Source organism: Kitasatospora sp. NPDC004531, from assembly GCF_053602195.1.
Map to the genome: position 1 here is coordinate 1 of NZ_JBSGDD010000047.1, position 23,858 is coordinate 23,858.

Below are 23,858 nucleotides of genomic sequence, written 5' to 3' on the forward strand. Positions count from 1 at the left end.
AAGGGGGGGGGGCCCGCGCCCCCCGCCCCCGCCTCCGCCCGGCCGGCCCCGCGCGGGGCCGGCCGTTCGGCGTTCGTCACTCCCGGTGCTCGCCCGGGAGGTACGGGCTCTCGCGGAGGTACAGCGCTCCGCAGGTGTGGCAGTTGCGGTCGGGGTCCAGGGTCCAGCTGGTGGCGTCCTGGACGGGGGCGGTGGCGGCGAGTTCCTTGCCGCACAGGGCGGTGAGGTTCGCGTCACGGACGATGTGCCAGCTGACCACGGAGTCCGTGGGACCGGCGGGGGCGGTCTCGGCGCGCATCTGATGCATCATGATCACCATCGTGCGTCGACCGGACGAACCCGGCAATTCGCGCGCCGCTCAGGGCTGCGTCGGGGGCTCCGACAGCACCTCGCGGACCTCGATCGGCATGTTCATCGGCCGGCCGTCGTGCCCCGGCGCGGCGGACAGCGCGGCGGCGATCTCCAGCACCCGCTCGTCGGTCGCGCAGTTGACGATCCACCAGCCGTACAGGAACTCCTTGCCGGCCGGGAACGGCCCCCCGTCCACCTCCGGCTCGCCGTTCCCGGCCCGGACCACCCGCGCGGTGTCGGGCAGCGCCAGCCCCCGGGCCTCGACCAGCTCGCCGCTGGCGGTGAGCTCGGCGACCGAACGGCGCATGAAGGCGATGTGCGCGGCGGTCGCCGCCGGGTCCCAGTCGGGGATCGGCAGGATGTCGGTGTCCGACTGGCTGAAGTGCATCTGCAGCATGTGCGTCACGGCGGACGGCTCCTCTCGGTACGGGCGCTCTCGCCCCATCGTCCCGGGGACGGAGCCGCGGCACGCTTCTCGACACCACGCCCCGGGCATTCGCTCAGACCGCGGGCCGCAGCGCCCGCCAGGCGGCCAGGGTGGCCAGCAGCAGCGCCGCGCCGGCCAGCGAGAAGCCCGTCCGGGCACCGACGTGCTGCGCGACGAAGGTGACGGCGAGCCCGGTGAACGGGAGGGTGCCGGTCATCGCGCTGCCCCACAGGGACATCACCCGCCCGCGCATGTCGGGGTCCGAACGCAGCTGGGCCAGCGTGTTGGCGGTCGCGATGAACCAGATCGAGGTCACCCCGACGGCCGCCATGCCGGCCACCGCCAGGAAGGCGTTCGGCGCCAGCGCGGTGGCCAGCACGGCGACCGAGGTGGCCACCGCCAGCCTGCGGACCCGGCGCGGCGTCGGCTCCGGCGCGGACGCCGCCAGCAGCGCCCCCGGCAGCCCGCCGAGGCCGAACGCCGCCATCAGCAGGCCGTACCCGCCCGGGCCGAGGTGCAGCGAACGGTCCACCAGCGGCGGAACGGTCAGGTTCATCGCGAAGATCAGGCCGCTGGCGGCGGACATCGGCAGCAGACCCCGGACAATCGGCGACCGGCGGGCGTACGCCAGCCCGCCGCGGGCACTCGCGGCGCGCCGGGCGGGGGTGCTCCGGGCGGCGACGGCCGGGCGCAGCCTGGTCAGGGCGAGCAGCGGGGCGAGGTAGCCGAGCGCGTTGAACGCGAACGCCCAGGACGGGCCGCCGAAGTCGAGCAGCGCGCCGGCCACGCCCGGTCCGATCACCCGGGAGGCGTTGAGCGCGACCTCCCACAGGCCGACGGCGCTGGCCACCGCGCCGGTGCCGACCAGGTCCACCACGAAGACCTGCCGTGCGGGGGCGTCCACCGTCGCGACCAGCCCCGTGCAGGTGGCGAGGGCCAGCAGCAGCCACAGCACCGGCCCGAACAGCGCGGTGGTGACGGCCAGCGCGAGACCGAGCAGCAGCATCAGCGTCTGCGTCACCATCAGCAGCCGCCGCCGGTCGGACCGGTCCACCAGCGCCCCCGCCCACGGGCCGAGCAGCAGCGTCGGCCCCCAGGTGCAGGCGGTCAGCACCGTCAGCCAGACGGCGTCGCCGGTCAGCCGGTAGACGATCCACGACAGCACGACGCCCTGCGCGAGCGCCCCGGAGGCGGACATCAGCTGCCCCGCGAACCAGATCCGGAAGTCCCGCCCGCGCAGGGCCTGCCCCATCCGGGCCAGCGGGCTGAGAGAAGCGGAAGCCGGCTCGGCGGCAGTGGTGGTCATGGTCCCCTCCGGTGATTGGACTAGACCATAACCGGCGCACGGGGGTACTCGACCAGCGGGTTTCGGACCTCGGGACCGGCTGCGGGCGTCTCAGGAGGCGGTGCGCAGCAGCGGGGCGCTGAGGATCTTGTCGAAGCTGACGGTCGCGCCGCGCTGGGGGTGGGTGCGGAGCTGGACGTGGTCGGCGAGCGCGTGGATGAGGAAGAGGCCGCGGCCGGACTCGGCGGTCAGGTCGGGGACGGCGCCGGGGTCGGTGGCCGGGAGGGCGGGGCGCAGGGCCGGCAGCACGTGGGTGTCGTAGGGGGCGGGCCGGTCGGCGGCGGGGCTGCGGGTGGCCAGGACCCGGGCGGGGACGGAGGCGCGGCCCCGGCGGGTGCGGCAGCGCGGCGCGGGCCGGTCGTCGGCGGGGCGGCGGCGCGGCGCGGGGCGGGCGGGGGCCGGGGCGCCGGGGGCGGGGCTGGTGTTGGCGACCTCGATCCGCAGGCGGTCGCCGCTGAGTGCGGCGGTGACCTGGAAGGTGTCGCCGAGGTGGCCGGGCCCGGCGTGTTCGACGGCGTTGGCGCAGGCCTCGGTGAGGGCGAGGCCGAGGTCGAAGGCGTCCTGCGGGTCGACTCCGGCGGAGTCCATGGCGCCGAGCATGATGCGGCGGGCGAGCGGCACGCTGGCCGGGTCGCGCTTGAGGTGCAGAGTCCACCAGATGTCCACGGGAGATCCCTCCTGGCTGCGGCTCCACATACAACTAGCTATCTCCTCGGTGGCGCGCGGCGAACCGTCGGCACGCGCCGGTACCGCCCGTTCGGCGGATGGACTGCCCTCGGCGGGTGTGCCCGGCAGCGCGTGGCCGGGTGCGTGCGCCGGTCGGGTTCGCGCCATTCCGGGCGGGTTCCGGGGCCTGTCCCGGGGGCGGGTGTAGGCGGTGAGATGATGGCTCGGCCATGACTGACCCCACCGCCGCCGCCCGCCGGGGCGCCGCCCTGCCCGCCGCGCGGGTCTCGGTGGCCGCCTGGGACCTGCGGGTGCTGCGCGCGGTGCCGTTCGCGCTGGTGTGCACGGTGGTGGCGGCGTTCGGGCACGCCCGGGCGGGCGGCGCGGTGGCGCCGGACACGCTGGCGGCGGGTTTCGCCGCGGTGTGCGCGACGGCGGCGCTGCTGGGCGGGCGGGAACGTTCGCTGGGCGCGATCGCGGCGGCGCTGGGCGCCGGGCAGCTGGGCCTGCACCTGCTCTTCCACCGCTTCGGCGAGGGCCTGGGCAGTGGCGCGGCGATGGCGCACCCGGGAATGGCCGGAATCGGCGGGTCGGGCACGACGGTGTCCGTGGCGGGCCGACTGCTGTGCAACGACACGCCCGGCGACGGTCTGACGGTCGTCCCGCTGGACACCACCGCGGACCAGGTGGTGAGCGCGGCGGGCCTGGACCCGCAGGCGTACGCGACGGTGGCGCCGCACGCGGCGGGCTGGCTGGGGCTGACGCCCGGCATGGCACTGGCCCACCTGGCGGCGGCGGTCCTCGCGGGCTGGTGGCTGCGGCGCGGCGAGGCCGCGCTGTGGCGGCTGGTGCGGGCGGCGGCGCTGACCGCCCGGGAGTGGGCGGCGCCGTTGCGGACGGCCGTGGCGCTGCTGGCGGCGCTGCTGCTGGGCACGTCGCGCCCGGCGCCGGCCCGGCGGGTCGGACGACCGGAGGACTGGCGGCTGCCGGTGGCGGCGGTGCTGCGGCACAGCGTGCTGCGCAGGGGACCGCCCGCGGTGGCGTTCGCGCGCTGAGCCGGGCCCGTGGAGGGCCGGGGGTCTTGGCGCGCACGGCTGCCGCCGTGCCCTCGCCGTGCGTGGGCCGGTCGATCCCCACACCCCTCTTGTCGCGCGTGTCCGCGCGGCCCGTTTCCTCAGGAGTCCCCTGATGCGTTCGCTTTCCGCCCGTCGTTCCGTCGGCGCGCTCGTGGTGGCGGCCGGCGCCCTGCTGGCGTCCGCCGTTCCCGCGTTCGCGCACGTCTCCGTCCAGCCGGGCAGCGCCGAGCAGGGCGGGTACACCGCCGTGGCGTTCCGGGTGCCGAACGAGAGCGACACCGCTTCCACCGTGAAGCTGGAGGTCAACCTGCCGCTGGACCACCCGATGGCGTCGGTGCGCACCCAGCCGCTGCCGGGGTGGACCGCCACCCTGGAGAAGTCGAAGCTCGACAAGCCGCTGGACTCGCACGGCCAGCAGATCACCGAGGCCGTCTCGAAGATCACCTGGACCGCCGACGCCGGGACGAAGATCGCCCCCGGGCAGTTCCAGGAGTTCAAGGTCTCGCTGGGCGCGCTGCCCACCGACACCGACAGGCTGACCTTCAAGGCGCTGCAGACCTACGACAACGGCGACGTGGTCCGCTGGATCGAGGAGACCAAGGACGGGCAGCCCGAGCCGGGCAAGCCCGCCCCGGTGCTCGCCCTGACCAAGGGCGGCGCCGCCGCCGGCGACCACTCGGCGGACACCGCCGCGAAGCAGCAGGACGCCGCGCCCGCCGCGAAGTCCTCCGACTCCGCCGCCCGCACCCTGGGCGTGGTCGGCATCGTGGTCGGCGCGGTCGGCGCGGCGCTCGGCGTGGCCGGGCTGCGCCGCCGCTCCGCGAACTGATCCCCCGCCGGGGCGGGGCCGCGGACGCGGCGGCCCCGCCCCGGCACCAGCTCCCCGAAGCAGCTCCTCCCACGTACGGAACGGAAAGTCCCTTGGCACCCCTCCGCAGCACCCGGCCCCGACTCCTGACGGCCGCCGCCCTCGTCCTCGGCGCCTCGCTCGCGCTGTCCGCCTGCTCCTCGTCCTCCTCGGGCGGCGGGGAGAACAGCGGGGCGGCGAAGGTCAGCAGGCCGGCCTCGACCAGCCAGTACCAGGGCACCGTGCTCAGCAAGCACTTCGAGAAGCCGGACCTGGTGCTGAACGACACCTCCGGGCAGCCGTACGACCTGAAGGCGCGCACCGCCGGGCGGACGGTGCTGCTGTTCTTCGGCTACACCAGCTGCCCGGACGTCTGCCCGACCACCATGGGCGACATCGGCGTGGCGATGTCGAAGCTGACGCCCGAGGAGCGGCAGAAGCTCGACATCGTGTTCGTCTCCACCGACCCGGAGCGCGACACCCCGCAGGTGCTGCGGACCTGGCTGGACTCGATGGGCAAGGACTTCATCGGGCTGACCGGCGACCTGGCGAAGGTGAAGGCCGCCGCGAAGCCGCTCGGCATCATGGTCGAGGACCCGGTGGTCGCCGCGAACGGCTCGGTGACCTCCACGCACGGCGCGCAGGTGCTGGCGTTCCTGCCCACCGACGACAAGGCGCACCTGCTGTACATGGCCGGCACCACCACGGACACCTACCGGCACGACCTGGAGCTGCTCGCCAAGGGGGTGGCGGTGTGAGCCGCGCGTTCCGGCGCAGCGCGCTGATCGGGGCCGGCCTGGCGACCGCGCTGGCGGCGGGCACCGTGGTGGTGGCCTGCCAGTCCTCGGACGGCGGCGGTTCGGCCGCGCCGAAGCTGTCGGTGGCCGACCCGTACATACCGCTGCCCGCCACCCCCGGCGGGATGGGCGCGGGGTATCTGACGGTGCGCAACGACGGCGGCGCGGACCGGCTGGTGAAGGTGACCAGCCCGGGCGCCGGTTCGGTGACCATGCACCGCTCGACCGAGCAGACCATGCAGGAGGTCGGTGAGCTGGAGGTCCCGGCGCACGGCACGCTGGACCTGGCGCGCGGCGGCAACCACCTGATGATCATGGAGTGGTCGAAGCAGCCGGCCCTCGGCGACGAGCTGGAGCTGGACCTGGAGTTCGCCAAGGCGGGCACCGTCGTGGTCAAGGTCCCGGTGAAGCCGCTGACGTACCGTCCGGGCAGTTAGCGATGGCAGCAGCAGACGGCGCGGCGACGAGAAGAGGCGCACAGGTGGGCACGGTGGTGGTACGGCGGCGGCTGGGCGCGCTGCTGGCGGTGCTGGTGGCGGCGCTCGCCCTGGTGCTCGGCGGGGCGACGGCGGCGTCCGCGCACGCGACCCTGGAGGGCGCCGACCCCGCCCAGGGCTCGGTGGTGCCGACCGCGCCCGGCGCGGTCACCCTGACCTTCAGCGAGGGCGTCTCGCTGTCCGCGGACTCGGTGCGGGTGCTCGATCCGCGCGGCGCCGCCGTCGACGACGGCCGGCCCGAGCACGTGGACGGCAAGTCCGCCACCGCCCGGGTGGCGCTCCGGCCGGGCCTCGGCAACGGCACCTACACGGTGGCGTGGCGGGCCGTCTCGGAGGACTCGCACCCGATCGGCGGCGCGTTCACCTTCTCCATCGGCGCGGCCTCCGACACCACCGTCAACGCCTCCGCCGTGCAGGGCGGCGAGGCCGACGGCGCGGTGGCCTTCGCCTACGGCACCGCCCGCACCGTCGCCTACGGCGCGTTCGCGCTGCTGGCCGGCGCCGCCGCGTTCGTGATCGTGGTCTGGCCGGCCGGTGCGGCCGTGCGCGGCGTGCAGCGGCTGCTGATGACCGGCTGGGTGGCGCTGCTGCTGTCCACCGTCGCGGTGCTGATGCTGCGCGGCCCCTACGAGCGCGGCACCGGTCTCGGCCAGGCCTTCGACCTGTCGCTGGTGCGCGCCACCCTGGACGAGCGGATCGGCACCGCGCTGGCCGCCCGCCTGCTGCTGCTCGCCGCCGCCGGGGTCTTCCTGTCGCTGCTGGTCGGCCAGTTGGGCCTGCGGCCGAAGCCCGCCGACGCGGCGCCGGACGGCGAGGCGGCGCCGGACGCCGAGGCCGCCGCCGAGCCGAAGGACGAGGAGGAGGCGGAGCTGCGCCGGCTGGAGCGGGCCGCCGCCGAGCGCCCGCAGCGCGACGCCCGCCTCGGTCTCGGCCTGGCCGGGCTCGCACTGGCCCTCGCCCTGTCCGCGACCTGGGTCGGCGCCGACCACTCCTCGGTCGGCATCCAGGTCCCGCTGGCGCTGCCGCTGGCCGCGCTGCACCTGCTCGCCATGGCGGGCTGGCTCGGCGGCCTCGCCGTCCTGGTCGCCGGCCTGCGCCACGGCCTGCCGGTGGCCGCCGTCGAGCGCTTCTCCAAGCTGGCGTTCTGGCTGGTCGCGGTGCTCGCCGCGACCGGCGTCTACCAGTCCTGGCGGGGCCTGGGCAGCTGGGGCGCGCTGGTGGACACCGCGTACGGACGGCTGCTGCTGATCAAGGTCGGCTGTGTGGCGGCGATGCTCGGCGTCGCGTGGATCTCCCGCGCCTGGACGGCCCGGCTGCGGACCGCGGGGAGCGCGGAGGCGGTCGTCCCCGCCGAGGCCGAGGCCGTCGCCGTGCCCGCGGGCGCCGAAGGGGTCGACCCCGAGCGGGCCGCGCAGCTCGCCCGCCAGCAGGCGGTGCGGGCCGCGGCGCGGCAGCGCCGCAGCGCCGAGGGCTCGCCGGTCCGGGCGGGGCTGCGCCGCAGCGTACTGGTGGAGACGACGGTCGCCGCGCTGGTGCTGGTGGTCACCACGATGCTCACCAACAACCCGCCCGGGCGGGTCGCCGGGGCGATCGCCGCGCAGCCCGGCGCGGGCGGCGGCGCCCCGGTGGCGGGGGCGTCCGCGGTGCCCGGGAAGTCGCAGGAGCTGAAGCTGCCGTACGACACCGGCGGCCGCACGCCGAACGCCAAGGGCACCGCCCTGGTCACCGTCAACCCGGTCGGCACCGGCCCGAACACCGTCGCGTTGAAGCTCACCGACGCCGCCGGGCAGCCGGTCGAGGTGCCCGAGGTGCAGTTGGCGTTCACCCTGCCGGACCGCGACCTCGGTCCGCTGCCGGTCACCCTGCAGGCCGAGGGCACGGGCGCGTGGAGCGGCACCGCGCAGCTGCCGCTGGCCGGGATGTGGGTGGTCTCGGTGACGGTGCGCTCCTCCGAGATCGACCAGGTGACGGCCACCCAGCAGTTGAAGGTGGGGCCGTGACGGTCTCGCGGCGGGCGGTGCTCGGCGGGGCCGGGGCCGGGCTGGCCGTGGGCGCCGTCGGCGGGGTGTGGGGCGGGCGGGCCTCGGCGGGCGAGGCCGCGCCGCCGCTGCCCGGCAGCGCCCGGGTGGCGTTCCACGGCCCCCGGCAGGGCGGCATCGTGGAGCCCGCGCAGGCCCGGGTGGAGTGGGCGGCGTTCGACCTGGCACCGGGGACCGGACGGGACCGGGCGGCGGCGCTGCTGCGGGACTGGTCGGCGGCCGCCGCGCGGATGGCCGTCGGCGAGCCCGGCGGGGAGGGCGGCGACGGCATCGCGCTGGACGCCGGCCCGAACTCGCTGACCGTCACCTTCGGCTTCGGGGCGAGCCTGTTCGACAAGCTGGGCCTGGCCGACCGCCGCCCGCCCGCGCTGGCCCCGGTGCCCGCGTTCCCCGGCGACGCACTCGACCCGGCCCGCTCGGACGGCGACCTGTGGGTGCAGATCGGCGCGGACGACGCGCTGGTCGCGGTGCACGCGCTGCGGGTGCTGCGCCGGCTGGCGGCGGGCGCGGCCGCGCCGCGCTGGCAGATGTCCGGCTTCGCCCGCACGCCGGGCGCGACCGCGCGTCCGACGACCGGCCGCAATCTGATGGGCCAGGTCGACGGCACCAACAACCCGCGCCCGCAGGACCCGGACTTCGCCGCGAAGGTGTTCGCCACCGGCCCCGACTGGATGGCCGGCGGCAGCTACGCGGTGCTGCGCCGGATCAGGATGCTGCTGGACGACTGGGAGTCGCTGCCGACGGACCGCCAGGAGCGGCTGGTCGGCCGCCGCAAGAGCGACGGCGCCCCGCTGTCCGGCGGCCCGGACGCGGGCGAGCGCACGCCCGTCGACCTGGCGGCGACCGCCCCGGACGGCACGCTGGCGATCGCCCCGGACGCCCACGTCCGGGTGGCCGCGCCCGGCTCCAACGGCGGGGCGGCGATGCTGCGCCGCGGGTTCTCGTTCCACGACGGGCTGCGGGCGGACGGCTCGCCCGACGCGGGCCTGCTGTTCGCCGCGTTCCAGGCCGACCCGGCGCGCGGCTTCGTGCCCGTGCAGCAGCGGCTGGCGCGCGGCGACGGCCTGTCGCGGTTCCTGCGGCACGAGGCGGGCGCGCTGTTCGCGGTGCCGCCGGGTGCGCCGGAGGGCGGGTACGTGGGGCAGCCGCTGCTGGAGGGCTGACGTTCGCCGGGCGGACGGCGGCACGGCGGGCGCCCGGGAGTGGCTAAGGTGGCAGACCGGGCCCTGTGGGCCCGCACGCAGTTCGCGTCACGCTGTTCGTTCGGAGGCGGTCATGTCGGCGACCCGTTACACCTATCTCGGGCCCGCGGGCACCTTCACGGAGGCCGCGCTGCGGACCCTGCCGGAGGCGGGGACGCGGGAGTTGACGCCGGTGGCGTCGGTGGCGGCGGCGCTGGACGCGGTGCGGGCGGGCGAGGCCGCGGGCGCGATGGTGGCGATCGAGAACTCGGTGGACGGCGCGGTCACCACCACCAGCGACGAGCTGATCAACGGCAGCTCGCTGATGATCTACCGCGAGGTGCTGCTGCCGATCTCCTTCGCGCTGCTGGTCCGCCCGGGCACCGCGTCGGGCGACGTGAAGACCGTCACCGGGCATCCGGTGGCGCAGCCGCAGGTGCGGCGCTGGCTGGCGGCGAACCTGCCGGACGCGCAGTGGGAGTCGGCGGCGTCCAACGCCGAGGGCGCCCGGCTGGTCCAGGACGGCCGCTACGACGCGGCGGTGGCGGGTTCGTTCGCCGCCGAGCTGTACGGGCTCCAGGTGCTGTCGGACGAGATCCAGGACGCGGCGGCGCCGACCACCCGGTTCGTGCTGGTGGGCCGGCCGGGGCGGGTGTCCTCGGCGACCGGCTGGGACAAGACCTCGATGGTGGTGTGGCTGCCGGACGACCACCCGGGGGCGCTGCTGGAGCTGCTGCAGGAGTTCGCGGTGCGCGGCATCAACCTGATGCGGATCGAGTCCCGGCCGACCGGCGAGGGCATGGGCAGCTACTGCTTCCTGATCGACTGCGAGGGCCACCTGAGCGAGCGGCGGGTCAGCGAGGCGCTGATGGGCCTGAAGCGGATGTGCCCGCAGGTGCGTTTCCTCGGCTCGTACCCGCGGGCGGACCGGGGCACCGCTTCGCCGCTCCGGCGGGGCACCTCGGAGCTGGACTTCGCCGACGCCGCGGACTGGCTGTCGCGCTGCCTGGACGGCCGCGCCGAACTCTGAACCCGTGCGCGGGGGCGAATACCGCCGGCGCGCAAGAGCGCCATTTCGGCCGGAACCGGACCGGCGGCGGGCTCCGATCCGTTCATTTCCGACACGCCCGGACGTCACCTGACCGGCCGACCGGCGTTCACCGGCGGCGTCGCGGGGGCGGTGGGGGCCGGCGGTTCATCCACAGGGCGGGCTCCGGCGTCCACAGGGGCGGTTGTCCCCAGGGCGGGCCGAGTTATCCACAGGGAGGCCGGGGAGTCGACATACCGGTAAAGACACCCGCAGAGCCGGTCGGATCATCAGCTAGGGGCATAGGGCGGACTAATCGGACCAGAGTCACCCCTCCGCCGACAAATCACCTGTGCGAGCGAGCGAATTCCCTCACCCGGGAAGACGTATCGAGGTTTAAACCCCGGAATTGCCGTTTCGGAGGCCCACGGAGCATCGGATTCCCGTTGTCCACAGGCCCGACTCCCCGCCTGTGGACAACCTGCCCCCGGCGTCGTCGTCCACCGGAGTTATCCACAGGCTGCCGGCAGTTATCCCCAGGCGGGCGGGTGCATGTCACCGCCCCCGCGCCGGCGGCCGGGGACAGGGTGCCAGATTTCCAGACAGAGCGCGACATACCCGCCCAGGCCGCACCGTGGCCGGAACCCGGCCCGTCCCGGCCGGTAGGCTGGATCCGTGATCGACCTTCGCCTGCTCCGTGACGACCCGGACCGCGTACGAACCTCGCAGCGCTCCCGCGGGGAGGACGTCGACCTGGTCGACGCCCTGCTCTCCGCCGACGAGCGCCGCCGCGCCGCCGGCACCCGCTTCGACGAACTGCGCAGCGAGCAGAAGCAGCTGGGCAAGCAGGTCGCCGCCGCCAAGGGCGAGGAGAAGGCCGCCCTGCTGGCCCGCACCAAGGAGCTGGCCGCCGAGGTGAAGGCCGCCGACGCCGAGCAGAGCGCGGCGAAGGACGAGGCCGAGCGGCTGCAGCGCTCGCTGGCGAACCTGATCGACCCGGCCGCCCCGGTCGGCGGCGAGGAGGACTTCGTCACGCTGGAGGAGATCGGCACCCCGCGCGACTTCGCCGCCGAGGGCTTCGAGCCCCGCGACCACGTCGAACTCGGCCAGCTGCTCGGCGCGATCGACACCGAGCGCGGCGCGAAGGTGGCCGGCGCCCGCTCCTACTACCTGACCGGCCCGGGCGCGCTGCTGGAGCTGGCCCTGGTCAACATGGCGATGGCGCAGGCCTCCGCGGCCGGCTTCACGCCGATGATCACCCCGGCGCTGGTCCGCCCCGCCGCGATGGACGGCACCGGCTTCCTCGGCCAGGCCGCCGAGAACGTGTACTACCTCGCGGACGACGACCGGTACCTGGTCGGCACCAGCGAAGTCCCGCTGGCCGCCTACCACATGGACGAGATCCTGGACGCCGAGAAGCTGCCGCTGCGCTACGCCGGCTTCTCGTCCTGCTTCCGCCGCGAGGCCGGCACCTACGGCAAGGACACCCGCGGCATCATCCGCGTCCACCAGTTCGAGAAGGTGGAGATGTTCGTCTTCACCACCCCCGAGGACGCCGAGGCCGAGCACCGCCGCCTGCTCCAGTGGGAGAAGGACTTCCTGAACGCGCTGGAGCTGCCCTACCGGGTGATCGACGTCGCCTCCGGCGACCTCGGCGCGTCCGCCGCCCGCAAGTTCGACATCGAGGCGTGGATCCCCACCCAGGGCAAGTACCGCGAGGTCACCTCGACCTCCAACACCACCGAGTACCAGGCCCGCCGGCTGTCCATCCGGATGCGCGACAAGGACGGCGTGCGTCCGCTCGCCACCCTCAACGGCACCCTGGTCGCCGTCCCCCGGGTCATCGTCGCGCTGCTGGAGAACCACCAGCAGGCCGACGGCTCGGTGGTCGTGCCCGAGGCGCTGCGGCCGTTCCTCGGCGGGAAGGCCGTGCTGGAGCCCGCGGCCAAGTAGCCACCGCCGTCCCGCCGTTCCCGGAGCATCTGGAGCACTTCGCGCATGAGCACCGACGCCCTGCCCTTCCGGCTGGTCGCCACCGACCTCGACGGGACGCTGCTCACCAGCGCCGAGAACGTCTCCGCCCGCACCCGCGAGACCCTGGGCGCCGTCACGGCGCTCGGGGCGCGGCACATCATCGTCACCGGCCGCTCGGCGGGCTGGACGAAGCCGGTGCTGGACGAGATCGGCTACACCGGCATCGCCGTCTGCGGGCAGGGCGCGCAGGTGTACGACGCTGGCGCGCACAAGCTGCTGACCTCGCTCACCCTGGACCGGCAGCTGGCCGCGCTGGCGCTGGCCAAGATCGAGGCCGAGGTCGGCCCGCTGGCGATCGCCGCCAACCAGGACGGCCTGGACGGCGAGGTGGTCGCCGGGCCCGGGTACCGGCTGCGGATCGCCACCGGGCTGCCGGTGCGGCAGGTCGAGCCGGAGCAGCTGCTGGCCGCGCCGGTCAGCAAGGTGTACATCCAGCACCCCGAGCTGACGGACGATCAACTCGCGGACGCCGCCCGGTCGGTGGCCGGTCAGCTGGTGGGCGTGGTGATGGCCGGCGACGGCATCGTCGAGCTGCTGCCGCTGGGCCTGACCAAGGCCACCGGCCTGAAGCTGGCGGCCGCCCGGCTGGGCGTGACCGCCGCCGGGACCATCGCGTTCGGCGACATGCCGAACGACATACCGATGTTCCGGTGGGCCGCCCACGGCGTGGCGATGGGCAACGCCCACGAGCAGCTGCGGGCGGTCGCCGACGAGGTGACGGTCTCCAACGACGAGGACGGCGTGGCCGTGGTGCTGGAGCGGGTCTTCGGCCTCTGATCCGCGGCACGGACGAAAGAGCGCCACCGGCCGGGTGCCGGTGGCGCTTTCGTGTGTGCGGCCTCAGCCGTAGCTGACGTTGGAGCAGATGTCGTCGTCGGCGGAGCGGGCGTCCTCGGAGACGGAGGAGGACAGCGGGCCCGGGTCCGGGGTGGCGCCGCCGCCCTGGCCGTTGCCGCCGGCGCTCGCGGCGTAGTCCTTGCCGAGCACCACCGTGATCCCGGCGGTGGAGCCCGCCTCGACGGTGGCGCCGGGGAACAGCGAGGCGACGGTTTCCGCGTTGGCCTTCTGCCCCGAGCCGTACTGGACCACGGTGGTGGCGTGGTTCTGGCTGCCGGCGTTGCCGGTGCTGGTGACGGTGAACTTCGCGGCTTTCAGGGCGTTCGAGGCCTTGTTGCCGAGGCCGGTGCCGCCGCTGCCGTTGAGGACGGCGACCTTGATGCCGGTGCCGTTGACCGGGGTGGCGGGGGCGCTGGAGGACGGCGCGGCGGGCTCGCTCGGGGAGGGGCTCTGGCCGCCGGAGGCGTCCGTGCCGTCGAGGGTGCGGTCGGCCTTGAGGGCGGCCCACAGCTGGTCGACCTCGGGGTGGTTGAGGCCGATCCGGTCCCCCTGGTAGTGCCAGGGGGTGGTGATGAACTTGATGTTGTGCAGGTCGATGTCCTTGAGCGACATCGCGAGTTCGAGCAGCTTGTCGACGCTGTCCAGGTCGGGGTCGACGGTGAGCGACTTGGTGGCGGCGTCGGCCAGCGGCAGCAGGTTGGTCGGGCTCATGCCCTTGGACTTGACCGACTTGATCAGCGAGGCCAGGAACGCCTGCTGGCGCTGCATCCGGCCGACGTCGGAGCCGTCGCCGATGCCGTGCCGCAGTCGGACGTAGTCCAGGGCGGCCTGGCCCTGGACCTTCTGCACGCCCGCCGGGTAGATCTCCTTGCCGCCCTTCTTGGGCAGCTTGGGGTTGAGGTCGTAGTCGTGGATCGGGTTGGGCAGGCAGACCTCGACACCGTCGACGGCCTTGGTCATCGAGGCGAAGCCCTCGAAGTTGACCACGATGGTGTGGTCGACCCGCAGGTCGGTGAGCTTCTCGACGGTGTTCTGGGTGCAGGCCGGGTTGCCCTGCTCGGTGTTGCCGACCGAGAAGGCGCTGTTGAACATGCCGTTGGGCTTCGGCTTGGTCAAGCTCTTGTTCGGGAGCCTGCACTCGGGGATCTCGACCATGGCGTCGCGGGGGAAGGAGACGCCGACGGCGTGCTTCCGGTCGGCGTAGACGTGCAACAGGATCGTGGTGTCGGAGCGGGCGCCGCCCTCCTCACCGCCGCCGAGGTCCTTGTTGTTGCCCTCCCGCGAGTCGGAGCCGATCAGCAGGATGTTCATCGGGCGGCGGCCCTGGGCGTCGGCCGCGGCGGCCGCGGGGCGGTCCTTGGCGATGCCGTCGCGGTCGAAGGAGGAGATGTTGGCGTTCAGTCGCCAGTAGAAGTAGCCGCCGGTGCCGACCACCGCGACGCTGGTGCCGACCAGCGACCAGATGATGATCTTCTTGGCCTTGCGGGGCTTGCGCCGCCCCTGCGCGGCCGCCCGGCGCGATCCGCCCCGGCCCCCCGAACCGGACCCGTCGGCCGACTCGGTCTCGGGCTCGGCGGCGGGGGCCGCCCGCCGTCCGGAGCGGGGCGGGGTGGCCGCCGGGCCGCGGCCCTGGGCCCGACGGGCTCCGGCCCGTCCGCCGGCCGGCGGGTCGTCGTGGCTGCCCGCCCGGCGGCGCGGCACACCGGGCGACGGCGCGTCGTCGCGAGGAGGCGCGTCCTGCCGGTAGGTGTCGTCCTGCGGCGGAAGGTTCTCCCACCAGCCGGCGTCCGCGTCGGACGCCCCCGCCCTCTGGCCTGCCATACGTACACCCTTCACCGGAGGCGGCCGTCGGGCGCCTCAGCAACCGCTCCGTCTGCCGGGGCGAACGGAAGTAGCTAGAGAGCGGAGCATATAAAGGGATCATTTCCAAAGTCACGGCCCGGGGCACCACTCCGAGCTCTGGAACGCCGTGTGCCGACCGTCGGTTCCCGATCTCCCGTGTGAGACATCAGACTTCGGCGTCCCCGCGCACCCCGCGCCACCCTCCCGAGAGCCCTCAGGGCCCGGTGTTTCCGCACGCCAGGGCACTTGTAGGATGACCGGGCAAGACAGTTGTAGGATGACCGGCGTCGACTTGTGAACGAGAAGGGAGCCCGGCGTGGAGGGATTGCAGGCGGCCGGGCGGCGTTCGCTGGTGGACGAGGCGATCGAGCAGCTGCGCGAGCAGTTGGCGGCCGGGGCGTGGCCGGTGGGGTCGCGGATCCCGACCGAGCACGAGCTCGCCGAGCGGCTGCGGGTCGGGCGCAACACCGTGCGGGAGGCGATCCGGGTGCTGGTGCACGCGGGGATGCTGGTCTCCCGGCAGGGCGAGGGGACGTTCGTCCGTTCGACCAGCGACCCGGCGTCGGTGCTGCGCGGAGTGCAGCGCTCGGGGGTGCGGGACGTCCTGGAGGTGCGGGCCGCGCTGGAGACCGAGGCGGCCCGACTGGCCGCCGAGCGGCACACCGCGGACGACCTGGCCCGGATGCGCGCCGCGCTGGCCCGGGAGGCCGAAGTGATGGCCGCGCACCCGGAGCGGGCCGGCCGGGAGGCCACCGTCGAGCACGACCTGGAGTTCCACACGGCCGTGGTGGAGGCGGCGCACAATCCGGCGCTGGCCGAGGTGTACCGGTACTTCGGGGCCTCGGTGCGGGAGGCGATGCGCGCCGCGTTCGGCGACCACGACATGCCGGAGGTGGCGATCGACACCCACCGGGCGCTGGTCGACGCGATCGAGAGCGGCGACCCGGAACGGGCCGAGGCGGCCTGCCGGGCCCTGCTGGCGGAGCCGACGGCGGCGGTGGAGCAGCTGCTCGCCGAGATCGCCGCGCGCAAGTAACGCCGCGTCAACTCCCCCGTCCTGCTTCTTGGTTCACCAGCACAGAGAGTCAGCTCCGCCATGTCTGCCACCCGTACCGCGCAGCCCGTCCTCGATCCGAAGGTCGGTACCCGAACCGCCAGGTTCGCGCACCCCGCCCTGCTGTTGGCGGGGATCGTGCTGGTCGCCCTGAACATGCGGGCCTGCCTGGCGGCGGTGTCGCCGATGGTGGAGGAGATCCAGCACACCTTCGGCCTGTCGGCGGCGGCGAGCGGCCTGATCACCACCGTGCCGGTGCTGTTCCAGGGCGTGGGCGCGCCGCTGACGCCCCGGCTGACCCGCCGCTTCGGCACCGAGCGGGTGGTGCTGGGCGCGGTGCTGACGCTGGGCGCGGGCGTGCTGCTGCGGGTGCTGCCGTCGGCGGTGGCGCTGTACGCGGGCTGCGTGGTGATCGGCGTGGCGATCGCGGTGCTGAACGTGTCGATGCCCGGCCTGGTGAAGCGCGAGTTCCCGCACCGGGCGGCGGCGATGACCGGCGTGTACTCGACCACCATGCTGGTCGGCGCGACCATGGCGGCGGCCCTGTCGGTGCCGCTGGAGCACGCCCTGGGCGGCGGCTGGCAGGCCTCGCTGGGCGCCTGGTCGGTGCTGGCGCTGGTCGCCGGGATCGTCTGGCTGCCGCAGGTGCTGAAGGCCCGTCAGGAGCCCACCGTGCCGGTGCGGGTGGCCCCGGCGGCGGCGGTGCCCGCGCGGAGCTCCGTCAGCCCGTGGAAGTCGCCGCTGGCGTGGCAGATCAGCGCGTTCATGGGCATCTCCTCGCTGCTGGTGTACACCCTGGTCGCGTGGATGCCGACCATTCTGCGCTCGCACGGGATGCCGCAGGGCGAGGCCAGCCTGGTGTTCGCGTTCAGCAACCTGGTGCAGGTGGTCGGCGCGTTCCTGGTGCCGCTGGCTGCGGGCCGGATGACCCGGCAGCGCGGGCTGGCGCTGGCGATGGCCGGGCTGAACGCGGCCGGCATCGCCTGGCTGCTGCTCGCCCCGGTGTCGGGCGCCTGGTTCTCGGCGACGGTGCTGGGCCTGGCGCAGGGCGGCTCGCTGGGCCTGGGCCTGGCGTTCATCGTGCTGCGCACCGACAGCGTGCTGGGCGCGGCGCGGCTCGGCGGGATGAGCCAGGCGGTGGGCTACCTGGTGGCGGCGGCCGGCCCGGTCGGCGGCGGCACGCTGAAGCAGCTGACCGGCAGCTGGGACGCGACGCTGATCGTGATGCTGGTGCTGGCCGGGGTGGCGGCGGCGGCCGGCTGGGGCGCGGGCCGCGACCGGACGGTCTGAGACCCGCGGACGCGAAACGGCGGGGACGGCGCGCAGCCGTCCCCGCCGTTCTCACGTGCGCCCGGGCCTACTCCTCGCCGCTGAGGGTGAGGCCGGCCAGCTTGACGGAGGCCAGCGCGGTGGCGCCGACCGCGACGATGATCAGCAGCCACACCGAGGTGGCCAGGGCGACCGGGGCGGTGACGGTGCCGTCGGCGGCGATCGCCTCGGTCAGCGACAGGCCCCACTGCTGGACGGACAGCGTGCGGGCGCCCTCGACGTAGTTGCCGATCAGGCTCTCCCAGATCAGCGCGTAGGCGAGTCCGGCGATCACGGCGTGCCGGGTGACCACGCCGAGCAGCAGGAACAGCGCGCTGTAGGCGGCGCCGGCAACCATGGTGCCGAGCGCGTAGCCGATCGCGATGCCGTCCGCGCTCCCGTACAGCAGCAGGCCGGCCAGGTAGGTCGGCACGGCGGCGAGCAGCCAGGTGGTGCCGATGGCGACGGCGAGCTTGGTGGTGACGATCTTCCAGCGCGGCAGCGGCTTGGCCAGCAGGTAGACGATCGAGCCGTCCTCGATCTCGGTGGCGATGACGCCGGTGCCGGTGATCAGGCCGGTGATCGGGACCAGGGTGCCCAGGGCGAGGGTGCCGAGGATGCTGTGCGCGAGTTCCAGCTTGTCGAGGGTGCTGCTGCGGGCGATCACCGCGATGACCAGCAGCACGACCGGGACGGCCAGCAGGATCAGGATGCGCCGGCGGCCGAACAGGCCGCGCGCGGTGAGCCTGGCGACGGTGGTGTTCATCGGGGGCCCTTCAGGACGAGACCAGGTACGAGAAGACGCTTTCCAGCGACTCGTCGGCCGGGGAGACGGTGTACAGCCGGACGTCGGCCTCGCGGGCGACCTTGGGCAGCAGGGTGGTGAAGCCCTGGAAGTTGATCGCCTGGACGCGCAACGCCCGCTCCGCCGCGTCGAATTCGATGCCGGAGGTGGAGCCGTCCGCGATCAGTGCGGCGGCGAGGCGCCGGTCGTCGCTGGAGCGCACCAGGTAGCGGTGCGGGCGGTCGGTCATCAGGCGGCGGATCTCGCGGAAGTCGCCGGAGGCGGCGTGCCGTCCGGCCACCACCACCTCGATGTGGCGGGCGAGTTGCTCGACCTCTTCGAGGATGTGCGAGGAGAACAGCACGGTGCGTCCGTCGGCGCCGAACCGCCGCAGCAGTTCCATGAGTTGGAGGCGCTGGCGGGGGTCCATGCCGTTGAACGGCTCGTCGAGCAGCAGCACCGCCGGGTCGTGGACCAGGGCGGAGGCCATCTTGACGCGCTGCTTCATGCCCTTGGAGTAGGTGCCGGTCTGCCGCTCCTGGGCGTACTCCATCTCGACCAGCGTGAGGGCCCGCTCGGCGGCGGCGCCGGGGTCGGCGAGGCCGTGCAGTTCGGCGTTGGCGAGGACGAACTCCCACCCGGTCAGGTAGTCGTACATCGACTCCTTCTCGGGGACCAGGCCGATGTGCCGGTAGACCTGCTGGTTGCGCCAGATCGGGGTGCCGTCCAGGGTGACCGCGCCGGAGGAGGGGGCCAGGAAGCCGCTCATCATGTGGATGAGGGTGGACTTTCCGGCGCCGTTGGGGCCGAGGAGGCCGGTGATGCCCGGTCCGATGGTCATGGTGACGTCGTTGACGGCGACCACGTTGCCGAACCAGCGGGAGACCTTGTCGATGGTGATGACGGCCATGGCTGCCTCTCAGACGTTCCGGTAGCGGCGCAGCGTCAGCGCGTAGCTGCCGGCCGTGAGCAGGACGATCACCGCGGCGAACACCAGCACGCCCGTGGTGCCGGGGGCGATCAGCTTGTCGAAGCTCTCGCCGCCGGTGTCGAACACCTTGTTGACCAGGCCCTCGACGGTGGCGGTGGGCGAGATCAGGTTGGCCCAGTGCGCGGACTCCCGGGGGACCGGGTCGAAGCCGCCGGTCAGGCCGCGGGCGATCGCCGACACCGCGGCGGTGATCATCAGGGTGCCCATGATGGCGGCCACGCCGAAGCCGCGGCGCGGGGTGGCGGCGGCGATCAGCAGGCCGAGCGCGGAGTACAGCAGCGCGTACAGGACGGCGGCGACCAGGCCGTACCCGAGGTGGGCCAGGTTGTCGCCGAGCGGGAAGCTGTTGAGCATCGCGCCGACGAACAGCACCAGCAGCGGCAGCACCAGGATGATCAGCAGGGCGCTGACCATGGCGGCGAACTTCGCGGCCACGTAGTTGCCGCGGCTGGCGGGCCGGGAGAAGTACAGCGGGACGACGTGGTGGCGCAGGTCGCGGGACATCAGCACGGGGGCCTGGGCGGCGAGGAAGATCTGCGTCAGCACTCCGAAGTTGCCGAGGTACTGGGCGTAGTCCAGCGGCATCTCCTTCAGGTCGGCGAAGGCGACGATGGCGATGATCGCCAGGGTCGGCGCGGTCATGCCGCCGAACAGCAGGAACGGCAGCACCTTGGACTTGCCGGAGCGGCCGAGGCCGAACGCGGCGCGCAGGCTCTGCACGTACAGCGAGCGGGTGGCGTAGCCGCGGCCCAACCGGGGCCCGGTGTAGGGGCGGTAGCCGATGTCGTGGATGACGCCGCTGTGGGACTGGGCGGGGGTGGTCATGCCTGCTCGCCTCCTGCCGGCACGGCCGCGGCCTGCTCGTCGTGCACCTCGGGTGCCTCGGATGCCTCGGGGCCGGCGCTGAAGATCTCGGCGACCCGGTGGCGGCGCTGCTCCAGCCGGATCAGGCCGACGCCGAGGTCGTCCACGGTGTCGCGGATGGTGTCGTAGGTCTCGTCGCCCGCGAGCTCGACCAGCAGGATGCGGCCGCCGTCGGCGCGCACCGTCAGTCCGGCGGCGGTCAGGCGTTCGCGCAGCACCGTCTCGGAGTCGAAGGCGAGGTCGGTGGGGTGGTCGGTGACCTCGACCGCGAGCAGCTGGGTGGCCTCGGTGAACGAGGCGGTGGAGGAGGACCGCAGCAGCTTGCCGCCGTCGATCACCACCAGGTGGTCGCAGGTGCGTTCCAGTTCGCCCAGCAGGTGGGTGGTGACCAGCACCGAGATGCCGAAGTCGGTGTGGACGCGGCGGATCAGGCCGAGCATCTCGTCCCGGCCGACCGGGTCGAGGCCGTTGGTGGGCTCGTCCAGCAGCACCAACTGCGGGTCGTGGACGAGTGCTTGGGCCAGTTTCACGCGCTGCTTCATGCCGGTCGAGTAGCCGCCCATCGGGCGGTAGCGCTCCTCGTACAGGCCGACGTGGCGCAGCGTGTCGGCGGTGCGTTCGCGGGCGGCGGCGGCCGGCAGGCCGGACATCCGGGCCATGTGCACCACGAACTCGGTGGCGGACACGTCCGGCGGCAGGCAGTCGTGCTCGGGCATGTAGCCGACCAGGGCGCGGATCTCCTCGCCCTGGGTGGCGATGTCCAGGCCGAGCACCTGGCCGGTTCCTTCGGTGGCGGGGGACAGCCCGAGCAGGATCTTGATGAGGGTGGACTTGCCCGCGCCGTTCGCTCCGACCAGTCCGACCACGCCGGGCTGCACCTCCACGGTGAGCCGGTCGAGCGCGGTGACCCGGGGGAACCTCTTGGTGAGGCCGTCCGTCTTGATGACTGTGGACACGGTCTCAACCTAGTGCCGGAGTCCCGGGCGGGGAATGCGCTGAAGAGCCCGGGTTCCGTACGCCCCCGGGATGACACTCCGGGCCCGCCCCCTAGGGGTTCCGGGGGACGGGCCGGAGCCGACGCTCCGTCAACTGACCTTCGTGTCGGCGTTGCTCATGCCGCCGGCCAGCAGCGCGCTCTGCAGCAGCAGCACCTGGTGGAACGCCTGGTCGTTGACGCCGTGCGGGTTGGTCAGCTGGACCAGCGCGACGATGTCGCCGCACTGCAGCCAGCCGAGCCGGCCGGTGGGCAGGCCGCCGGACCGGGCCTCCGAGAGGCGGACCACGACCTGGCCGAACGCGACGGGGTACTTGCCGTCCTGGTCGAGGCGCGAGGACTCGATGTCCTTGGTCTCGCCCATGATGTCGGTGTTGGAGAAGAAGTGGCTCGCCTCGTCCTGCGAGCCGAACCGGATCAGCCGCAGCTCGGTGGTGGTGCCGTCCTTGGCGGTCCAGCCCTGGCCGGCGGCGGCCCGGCAGGCGTCACTGATCAGCCACTTGGCGTACTTGTCCTCCTTGGCCAGCATCATGTCCCGGTCGCAGGGCATCCAGCGGCCCGCCACCGGCGGCAGGGTGGCCGGCGCGCTCGGCGACGCGGTGCCGGAGGCGCCGGGGTCGGCGCTCGGGCTCGGGCTCGGCGACGCGGAGCCGGACGCGTTCGGGCTCGCGCTCGGGGCGGCGGACGGGCCGGTGCCGACGGCGCCCTTGGGCAGCGGCAGCAGCAGGCCGCGCAGGTCGGCGGCGTGCGTCTTGACCCGGTAGTCGGCCGGGGCGGAGGCGCCGACCGGCAGCGGAGGCAGCGTCAACTCCGGGAAGGCGTACCGGCCGTCGTTCGGCGTGGCCAGGCCGGGGAGGTCGGTGCGGTCCGGCAGGGTCACCGCGACCGCGGCGGCCGCGCCGGTCGCCACGGTCAGCAGCAGGGCCGCGCCGACCTGCCAGAGCCGCTTGCGGTCGGGCTTCGGCGTCCGGGCGGGCGTGCCGTCCTCGGCGGGCGGCTCGACGGCGATCGGGGCATCGGCCGGGACGCCGGTCGGGGCGGCGGTCTCCGCGTCCGGGCGGGTGGGCTCGACCGGCCCGGAGTTCGGGGTGATGTCGGTGCTCATGCGGTGGCTCCCGGGATGGCCAGTCGGTCGAGTTGCTGACGGAACAGGTCGACGACCTTGTTCTGGTCGAGGGGCGCGACCCCCTCGACCTCCATCTGCACCAGCAGGTCGCCCACGCCGGCGTAGCACTCCAGGGAGTCGAGCTCGTCGCCGGCCTTCAGCATCGGCAGCGCGCAGTGCGCCTCGGGGTGCCCGACGACGCCCGGGCCGAGCCGGTACAGCTCGTTGTCGGTGTACCACTTGCCGTACGAGTTGTTCTCCGCGGCCACGGCCTGCTGGTTGTACTGGCTCAGCACCAGCGTCACCATGGTCCGGTTGTCCGCGGTGACCAGGCTGCGCGCGCCGATGCCCTGGAGGTGCAGGGAGGTCAGCGCGTCCTGGGCGTCCTTGCGGTACTTCTCCGGGATGTGGGCGAGGAAGTCCTCCCGGGCCTTGTCCAGGTCCTGGTCGCGGAGTTCGTGGTCGTTGCCGATCGACTTGTAGTCGGGGCCCAGCCGGTAGCCGCCGGGCACCGGCAGCAGCAGGTCCCGCAGGCTGCCGAAGTGGTTGCCGTTGGACTTCGCGCCCCACTGCTGCTGGGCGGCCTGGCTCGCCGAGGGCGCGGGGGCCGCGACCGTCGGGGCCGGGGTGTCCTGGTAGTGGACCTTGATGATCACCTCGCCGATGCCGACGCCGACCAGCGCCGCCGCGACCAGCGCGGCGGCGGCCTTCAGCGCGGTACGGCGCGGCTTCGCGGGCGCGGCCGTCTGCTCGGTGAACTCCGTTGCGGTTTCGCCGAGTTGGACGACCTCGGCACCGGTCGACGTGGCGGCGGCCGGCTCGGGGGATTCGATGTCGGTCACGCGAGACGCTCCCACTGTCGCTTGGCGATGTCCTCCAGCTGGGACCGGTCCACGGGGTTCTTGGCGAAGACCTCGACGGCCATCAGCACGGTGCCCTTCCGGGCCAGGGCCTCGGCCCAGTAGTACTGCTCGGTGCTGCGGGCGTACGTGGAGGGCACCTTGGAGACCATGACCACGCTGTCGTCGTTGCCCGGAATCTTCGACATGTCCACATCGCTGCGGCGCGGGCTCATGCCGGCGAGCGCCTTGTTCGCGCTCTCCGGCGCGTACTGCGTCAGGTAGATCCGGTAGGTGACGTCATCGACGGACCAGCTGACCGTCGCCTCCCGGCGCCAGCCGGAGAGCAGCAGGTTGCTGAACGTCTCGGCGCTGTCGCCGAAGGTCTCCGCCTGGTCCGCGACGGACATCCAGCGGTCGCCGTCGCCCTCGGTCCGGTCCTTGGAGCCGTCCGGGCGCTTGATCAGCAGGGCGCGCAGGTCGCCGTCGATGTTCAGCGGCTGCGGACCGGCCGCGGCCAGCGCCTTGGCGTCGACCCGCTCGGCCGAGTAGCCGAGCTTCGGCGCGACCAGCGCCGGCAGCGGCGTCGCCGGACGCGAGGCCTGGATGCCGTACCCGACGGCGGCGCCGATCACCGGGCCGGCCACCACGGCGGTCAGGAACAGCGCGCCGGCGCTCAACTTCCGCTGCTTGCGGGCGGGTTCCGGGCCGGCCGCGAGCGTCTCGACCTGCCCGAAGGCCTCGGGGGCCTCGGGGGCCTCGGGGGCCTCGGCGGCCGTCTCGGGGGTTTCGGGGGTCTCGGGGGTTTCTGCGGCCGGCGCCTCGGGCTGCTCGGCGGGTGCTTCGAGGGGTGCTTCGACGGCCGGGCCGGCCGCCGGGGGTTCGGACGGCACGGCGGCGGCCGCCCCGGGCTCCGCGGCGCCCGTGGACTCGGTGCTCAACTGGTACTCCTG

23 protein-coding genes are annotated in these 23,858 nt (G+C 74.0%); 11 read left to right on the plus strand and 12 right to left on the minus strand.

Translation table 11 applies throughout. From position 1 onward, the window contains the following. Window positions 1–76: 76 nt before the first annotated feature. The 4 genes from ACWEMJ_RS19675 to ACWEMJ_RS19690 all read right to left on the minus strand — a co-directional run bounded on the left by ACWEMJ_RS19675 (window position 77) and on the right by ACWEMJ_RS19690 (window position 2,789). A complete protein-coding gene (locus ACWEMJ_RS19675; protein ID WP_452138338.1) occupies window positions 77–310 on the minus strand; it encodes a hypothetical protein in 234 nt (77 codons plus the stop codon). Between the two features lie 48 nt (window positions 311–358). Beyond that, window positions 359–748 carry a YciI family protein gene (locus tag ACWEMJ_RS19680; protein WP_452138384.1) on the minus strand — a complete coding sequence of 130 codons (390 nt, stop codon included), beginning with the start codon at window positions 746–748 and terminating at the stop codon, window positions 359–361. Window positions 749–851: 103 nt separating this feature from the next. Further along, window positions 852–2,084, minus strand: coding sequence for an MFS transporter (locus tag ACWEMJ_RS19685; protein WP_452138339.1), 1,233 nt, complete (start codon window positions 2,082–2,084; stop codon window positions 852–854). A gap of 90 nt (window positions 2,085–2,174) precedes the next feature. Next, on the minus strand, window positions 2,175–2,789 hold the full coding sequence (locus ACWEMJ_RS19690) for an ATP-binding protein (RefSeq protein ID WP_452138340.1): 615 nt from the start codon (window positions 2,787–2,789) through the stop codon (window positions 2,175–2,177). A 230-nt stretch (window positions 2,790–3,019) separates the two neighbouring features. On the opposite strand from ACWEMJ_RS19690, the gene ACWEMJ_RS19695 reads away from it, so the two are divergent. The 9 genes from ACWEMJ_RS19695 to ACWEMJ_RS19735 all read left to right on the plus strand — a co-directional run bounded on the left by ACWEMJ_RS19695 (window position 3,020) and on the right by ACWEMJ_RS19735 (window position 13,064). Continuing rightward, window positions 3,020–3,844: a hypothetical protein gene (locus tag ACWEMJ_RS19695; RefSeq protein WP_452138341.1), complete on the plus strand. Its 825-nt coding sequence runs from the start codon at window positions 3,020–3,022 to the stop codon at window positions 3,842–3,844. Window positions 3,845–3,977: 133 nt separating this feature from the next. Next, window positions 3,978–4,694, plus strand: a complete 717-nt coding sequence (locus ACWEMJ_RS19700; RefSeq protein WP_452138342.1) for a YcnI family copper-binding membrane protein — start codon at window positions 3,978–3,980, stop codon at window positions 4,692–4,694. Window positions 4,695–4,786: 92 nt separating this feature from the next. Continuing rightward, a complete protein-coding gene (locus ACWEMJ_RS19705; protein WP_452138343.1) occupies window positions 4,787–5,470 on the plus strand; it encodes an SCO family protein in 684 nt (227 codons plus the stop codon). Beyond that, entirely contained in the window at window positions 5,467–5,946 is a 480-nt protein-coding gene (locus ACWEMJ_RS19710; RefSeq protein ID WP_452138344.1) for a copper chaperone PCu(A)C, read from the plus strand. The genes ACWEMJ_RS19705 and ACWEMJ_RS19710 overlap by 4 nt, the downstream gene beginning before the upstream one ends. 2 nt (window positions 5,947–5,948) lie before the next feature. Next, on the plus strand, window positions 5,949–8,006 hold the full coding sequence (locus ACWEMJ_RS19715; protein WP_452138345.1) for a copper resistance CopC/CopD family protein: 2,058 nt from the start codon (window positions 5,949–5,951) through the stop codon (window positions 8,004–8,006). Continuing rightward, window positions 8,003–9,208 (plus strand): Dyp-type peroxidase, encoded by a 1,206-nt coding sequence (locus ACWEMJ_RS19720; RefSeq protein ID WP_452138346.1) that lies wholly within the window; start codon window positions 8,003–8,005, stop codon window positions 9,206–9,208. Before ACWEMJ_RS19715 ends, ACWEMJ_RS19720 begins: the two co-directional genes overlap by 4 nt. 112 nt (window positions 9,209–9,320) lie before the next feature. After that, a complete protein-coding gene (pheA, locus tag ACWEMJ_RS19725) occupies window positions 9,321–10,256 on the plus strand; it encodes a prephenate dehydratase (protein ID WP_452138347.1) in 936 nt (311 codons plus the stop codon). A 672-nt stretch (window positions 10,257–10,928) separates the two neighbouring features. Further along, window positions 10,929–12,206: a serine--tRNA ligase gene (gene serS, locus ACWEMJ_RS19730; RefSeq protein WP_452138348.1), complete on the plus strand. Its 1,278-nt coding sequence runs from the start codon at window positions 10,929–10,931 to the stop codon at window positions 12,204–12,206. Between the two features lie 45 nt (window positions 12,207–12,251). Continuing rightward, a complete protein-coding gene (locus ACWEMJ_RS19735) occupies window positions 12,252–13,064 on the plus strand; it encodes an HAD family hydrolase (RefSeq protein ID WP_452138349.1) in 813 nt (270 codons plus the stop codon). Window positions 13,065–13,127: 63 nt separating this feature from the next. On the opposite strand, the gene ACWEMJ_RS19740 is transcribed toward ACWEMJ_RS19735, so the two are convergent. After that, window positions 13,128–14,945 (minus strand): LCP family protein, encoded by a 1,818-nt coding sequence (locus ACWEMJ_RS19740; protein ID WP_452138350.1) that lies wholly within the window; start codon window positions 14,943–14,945, stop codon window positions 13,128–13,130. A 337-nt stretch (window positions 14,946–15,282) separates the two neighbouring features. Between ACWEMJ_RS19740 and ACWEMJ_RS19745 the strand changes: the two genes are divergently transcribed. Both ACWEMJ_RS19745 and ACWEMJ_RS19750 read left to right on the plus strand, forming a co-directional pair. Beyond that, window positions 15,283–16,002 (plus strand): FadR/GntR family transcriptional regulator, encoded by a 720-nt coding sequence (locus ACWEMJ_RS19745; protein WP_452138351.1) that lies wholly within the window; start codon window positions 15,283–15,285, stop codon window positions 16,000–16,002. Between the two features lie 60 nt (window positions 16,003–16,062). After that, a complete protein-coding gene (locus tag ACWEMJ_RS19750) occupies window positions 16,063–17,310 on the plus strand; it encodes a CynX/NimT family MFS transporter (RefSeq protein ID WP_452138352.1) in 1,248 nt (415 codons plus the stop codon). A gap of 67 nt (window positions 17,311–17,377) precedes the next feature. Here the strand turns inward: ACWEMJ_RS19750 and ACWEMJ_RS19755 are convergent, their stop codons facing one another. From ACWEMJ_RS19755 to ACWEMJ_RS19785, 7 genes are all read right to left on the minus strand, one after another. Then, window positions 17,378–18,094, minus strand: coding sequence for an ABC transporter permease (locus ACWEMJ_RS19755; protein ID WP_452138353.1), 717 nt, complete (start codon window positions 18,092–18,094; stop codon window positions 17,378–17,380). A gap of 10 nt (window positions 18,095–18,104) precedes the next feature. After that, the gene (locus ACWEMJ_RS19760; RefSeq protein ID WP_452138354.1) at window positions 18,105–19,022 is read right to left on the minus strand and encodes an ABC transporter ATP-binding protein; all 918 of its coding nucleotides are present in this window, start codon (window positions 19,020–19,022) and stop codon (window positions 18,105–18,107) included. A 9-nt stretch (window positions 19,023–19,031) separates the two neighbouring features. Further along, window positions 19,032–19,928 (minus strand): ABC transporter permease, encoded by an 897-nt coding sequence (locus ACWEMJ_RS19765; protein WP_452138355.1) that lies wholly within the window; start codon window positions 19,926–19,928, stop codon window positions 19,032–19,034. Beyond that, window positions 19,925–20,923, minus strand: a complete 999-nt coding sequence (locus ACWEMJ_RS19770; RefSeq protein ID WP_452138356.1) for an ABC transporter ATP-binding protein — start codon at window positions 20,921–20,923, stop codon at window positions 19,925–19,927. The genes ACWEMJ_RS19765 and ACWEMJ_RS19770 overlap by 4 nt, the downstream gene beginning before the upstream one ends. Before the next feature lie 129 nt (window positions 20,924–21,052). After that, entirely contained in the window at window positions 21,053–22,066 is a 1,014-nt protein-coding gene (locus ACWEMJ_RS19775; RefSeq protein WP_452138357.1) for a hypothetical protein, read from the minus strand. Continuing rightward, window positions 22,063–22,908, minus strand: a complete 846-nt coding sequence (locus tag ACWEMJ_RS19780; RefSeq protein ID WP_452138358.1) for a hypothetical protein — start codon at window positions 22,906–22,908, stop codon at window positions 22,063–22,065. The genes ACWEMJ_RS19775 and ACWEMJ_RS19780 overlap by 4 nt, the downstream gene beginning before the upstream one ends. After that, window positions 22,905–23,846 carry a hypothetical protein gene (locus ACWEMJ_RS19785; RefSeq protein ID WP_452138359.1) on the minus strand — a complete coding sequence of 314 codons (942 nt, stop codon included), beginning with the start codon at window positions 23,844–23,846 and terminating at the stop codon, window positions 22,905–22,907. The genes ACWEMJ_RS19780 and ACWEMJ_RS19785 overlap by 4 nt, the downstream gene beginning before the upstream one ends. Between the last annotated feature and the right edge of the window lie 12 nt (window positions 23,847–23,858).

Bases quoted from the DNA above. Each gene is read 5' to 3' on its own strand.
- ACWEMJ_RS19680 (WP_452138384.1), bottom strand. From the start codon at position 748: ATGCTGCAGATGCACTTCAGCCAGTCGGACACCGACATCCTGCCGATC.
- ACWEMJ_RS19685 (WP_452138339.1), bottom strand. From the start codon at position 2,084: ATGACCACCACTGCCGCCGAGCCGGCTTCCGCTTCTCTCAGCCCGCTG.
- ACWEMJ_RS19700 (WP_452138342.1), top strand. From the start codon at position 3,978: ATGCGTTCGCTTTCCGCCCGTCGTTCCGTCGGCGCGCTCGTGGTGGCG.
- ACWEMJ_RS19760 (WP_452138354.1), bottom strand. From the start codon at position 19,022: ATGGCCGTCATCACCATCGACAAGGTCTCCCGCTGGTTCGGCAACGTG.
- ACWEMJ_RS19765 (WP_452138355.1), bottom strand. From the start codon at position 19,928: ATGACCACCCCCGCCCAGTCCCACAGCGGCGTCATCCACGACATCGGC.
- ACWEMJ_RS19735 (WP_452138349.1), top strand. From the start codon at position 12,252: ATGAGCACCGACGCCCTGCCCTTCCGGCTGGTCGCCACCGACCTCGAC.
- ACWEMJ_RS19775 (WP_452138357.1), bottom strand. From the start codon at position 22,066: ATGAGCACCGACATCACCCCGAACTCCGGGCCGGTCGAGCCCACCCGC.
- ACWEMJ_RS19715 (WP_452138345.1), top strand. From the start codon at position 5,949: ATGGCAGCAGCAGACGGCGCGGCGACGAGAAGAGGCGCACAGGTGGGC.
- ACWEMJ_RS19740 (WP_452138350.1), bottom strand. From the start codon at position 14,945: ATGGCAGGCCAGAGGGCGGGGGCGTCCGACGCGGACGCCGGCTGGTGG.
- ACWEMJ_RS19750 (WP_452138352.1), top strand. From the start codon at position 16,063: ATGTCTGCCACCCGTACCGCGCAGCCCGTCCTCGATCCGAAGGTCGGT.
- pheA (WP_452138347.1), top strand. From the start codon at position 9,321: ATGTCGGCGACCCGTTACACCTATCTCGGGCCCGCGGGCACCTTCACG.
- ACWEMJ_RS19675 (WP_452138338.1), bottom strand. From the start codon at position 310: ATGATGCATCAGATGCGCGCCGAGACCGCCCCCGCCGGTCCCACGGAC.
- ACWEMJ_RS19695 (WP_452138341.1), top strand. From the start codon at position 3,020: ATGACTGACCCCACCGCCGCCGCCCGCCGGGGCGCCGCCCTGCCCGCC.
- ACWEMJ_RS19755 (WP_452138353.1), bottom strand. From the start codon at position 18,094: ATGAACACCACCGTCGCCAGGCTCACCGCGCGCGGCCTGTTCGGCCGC.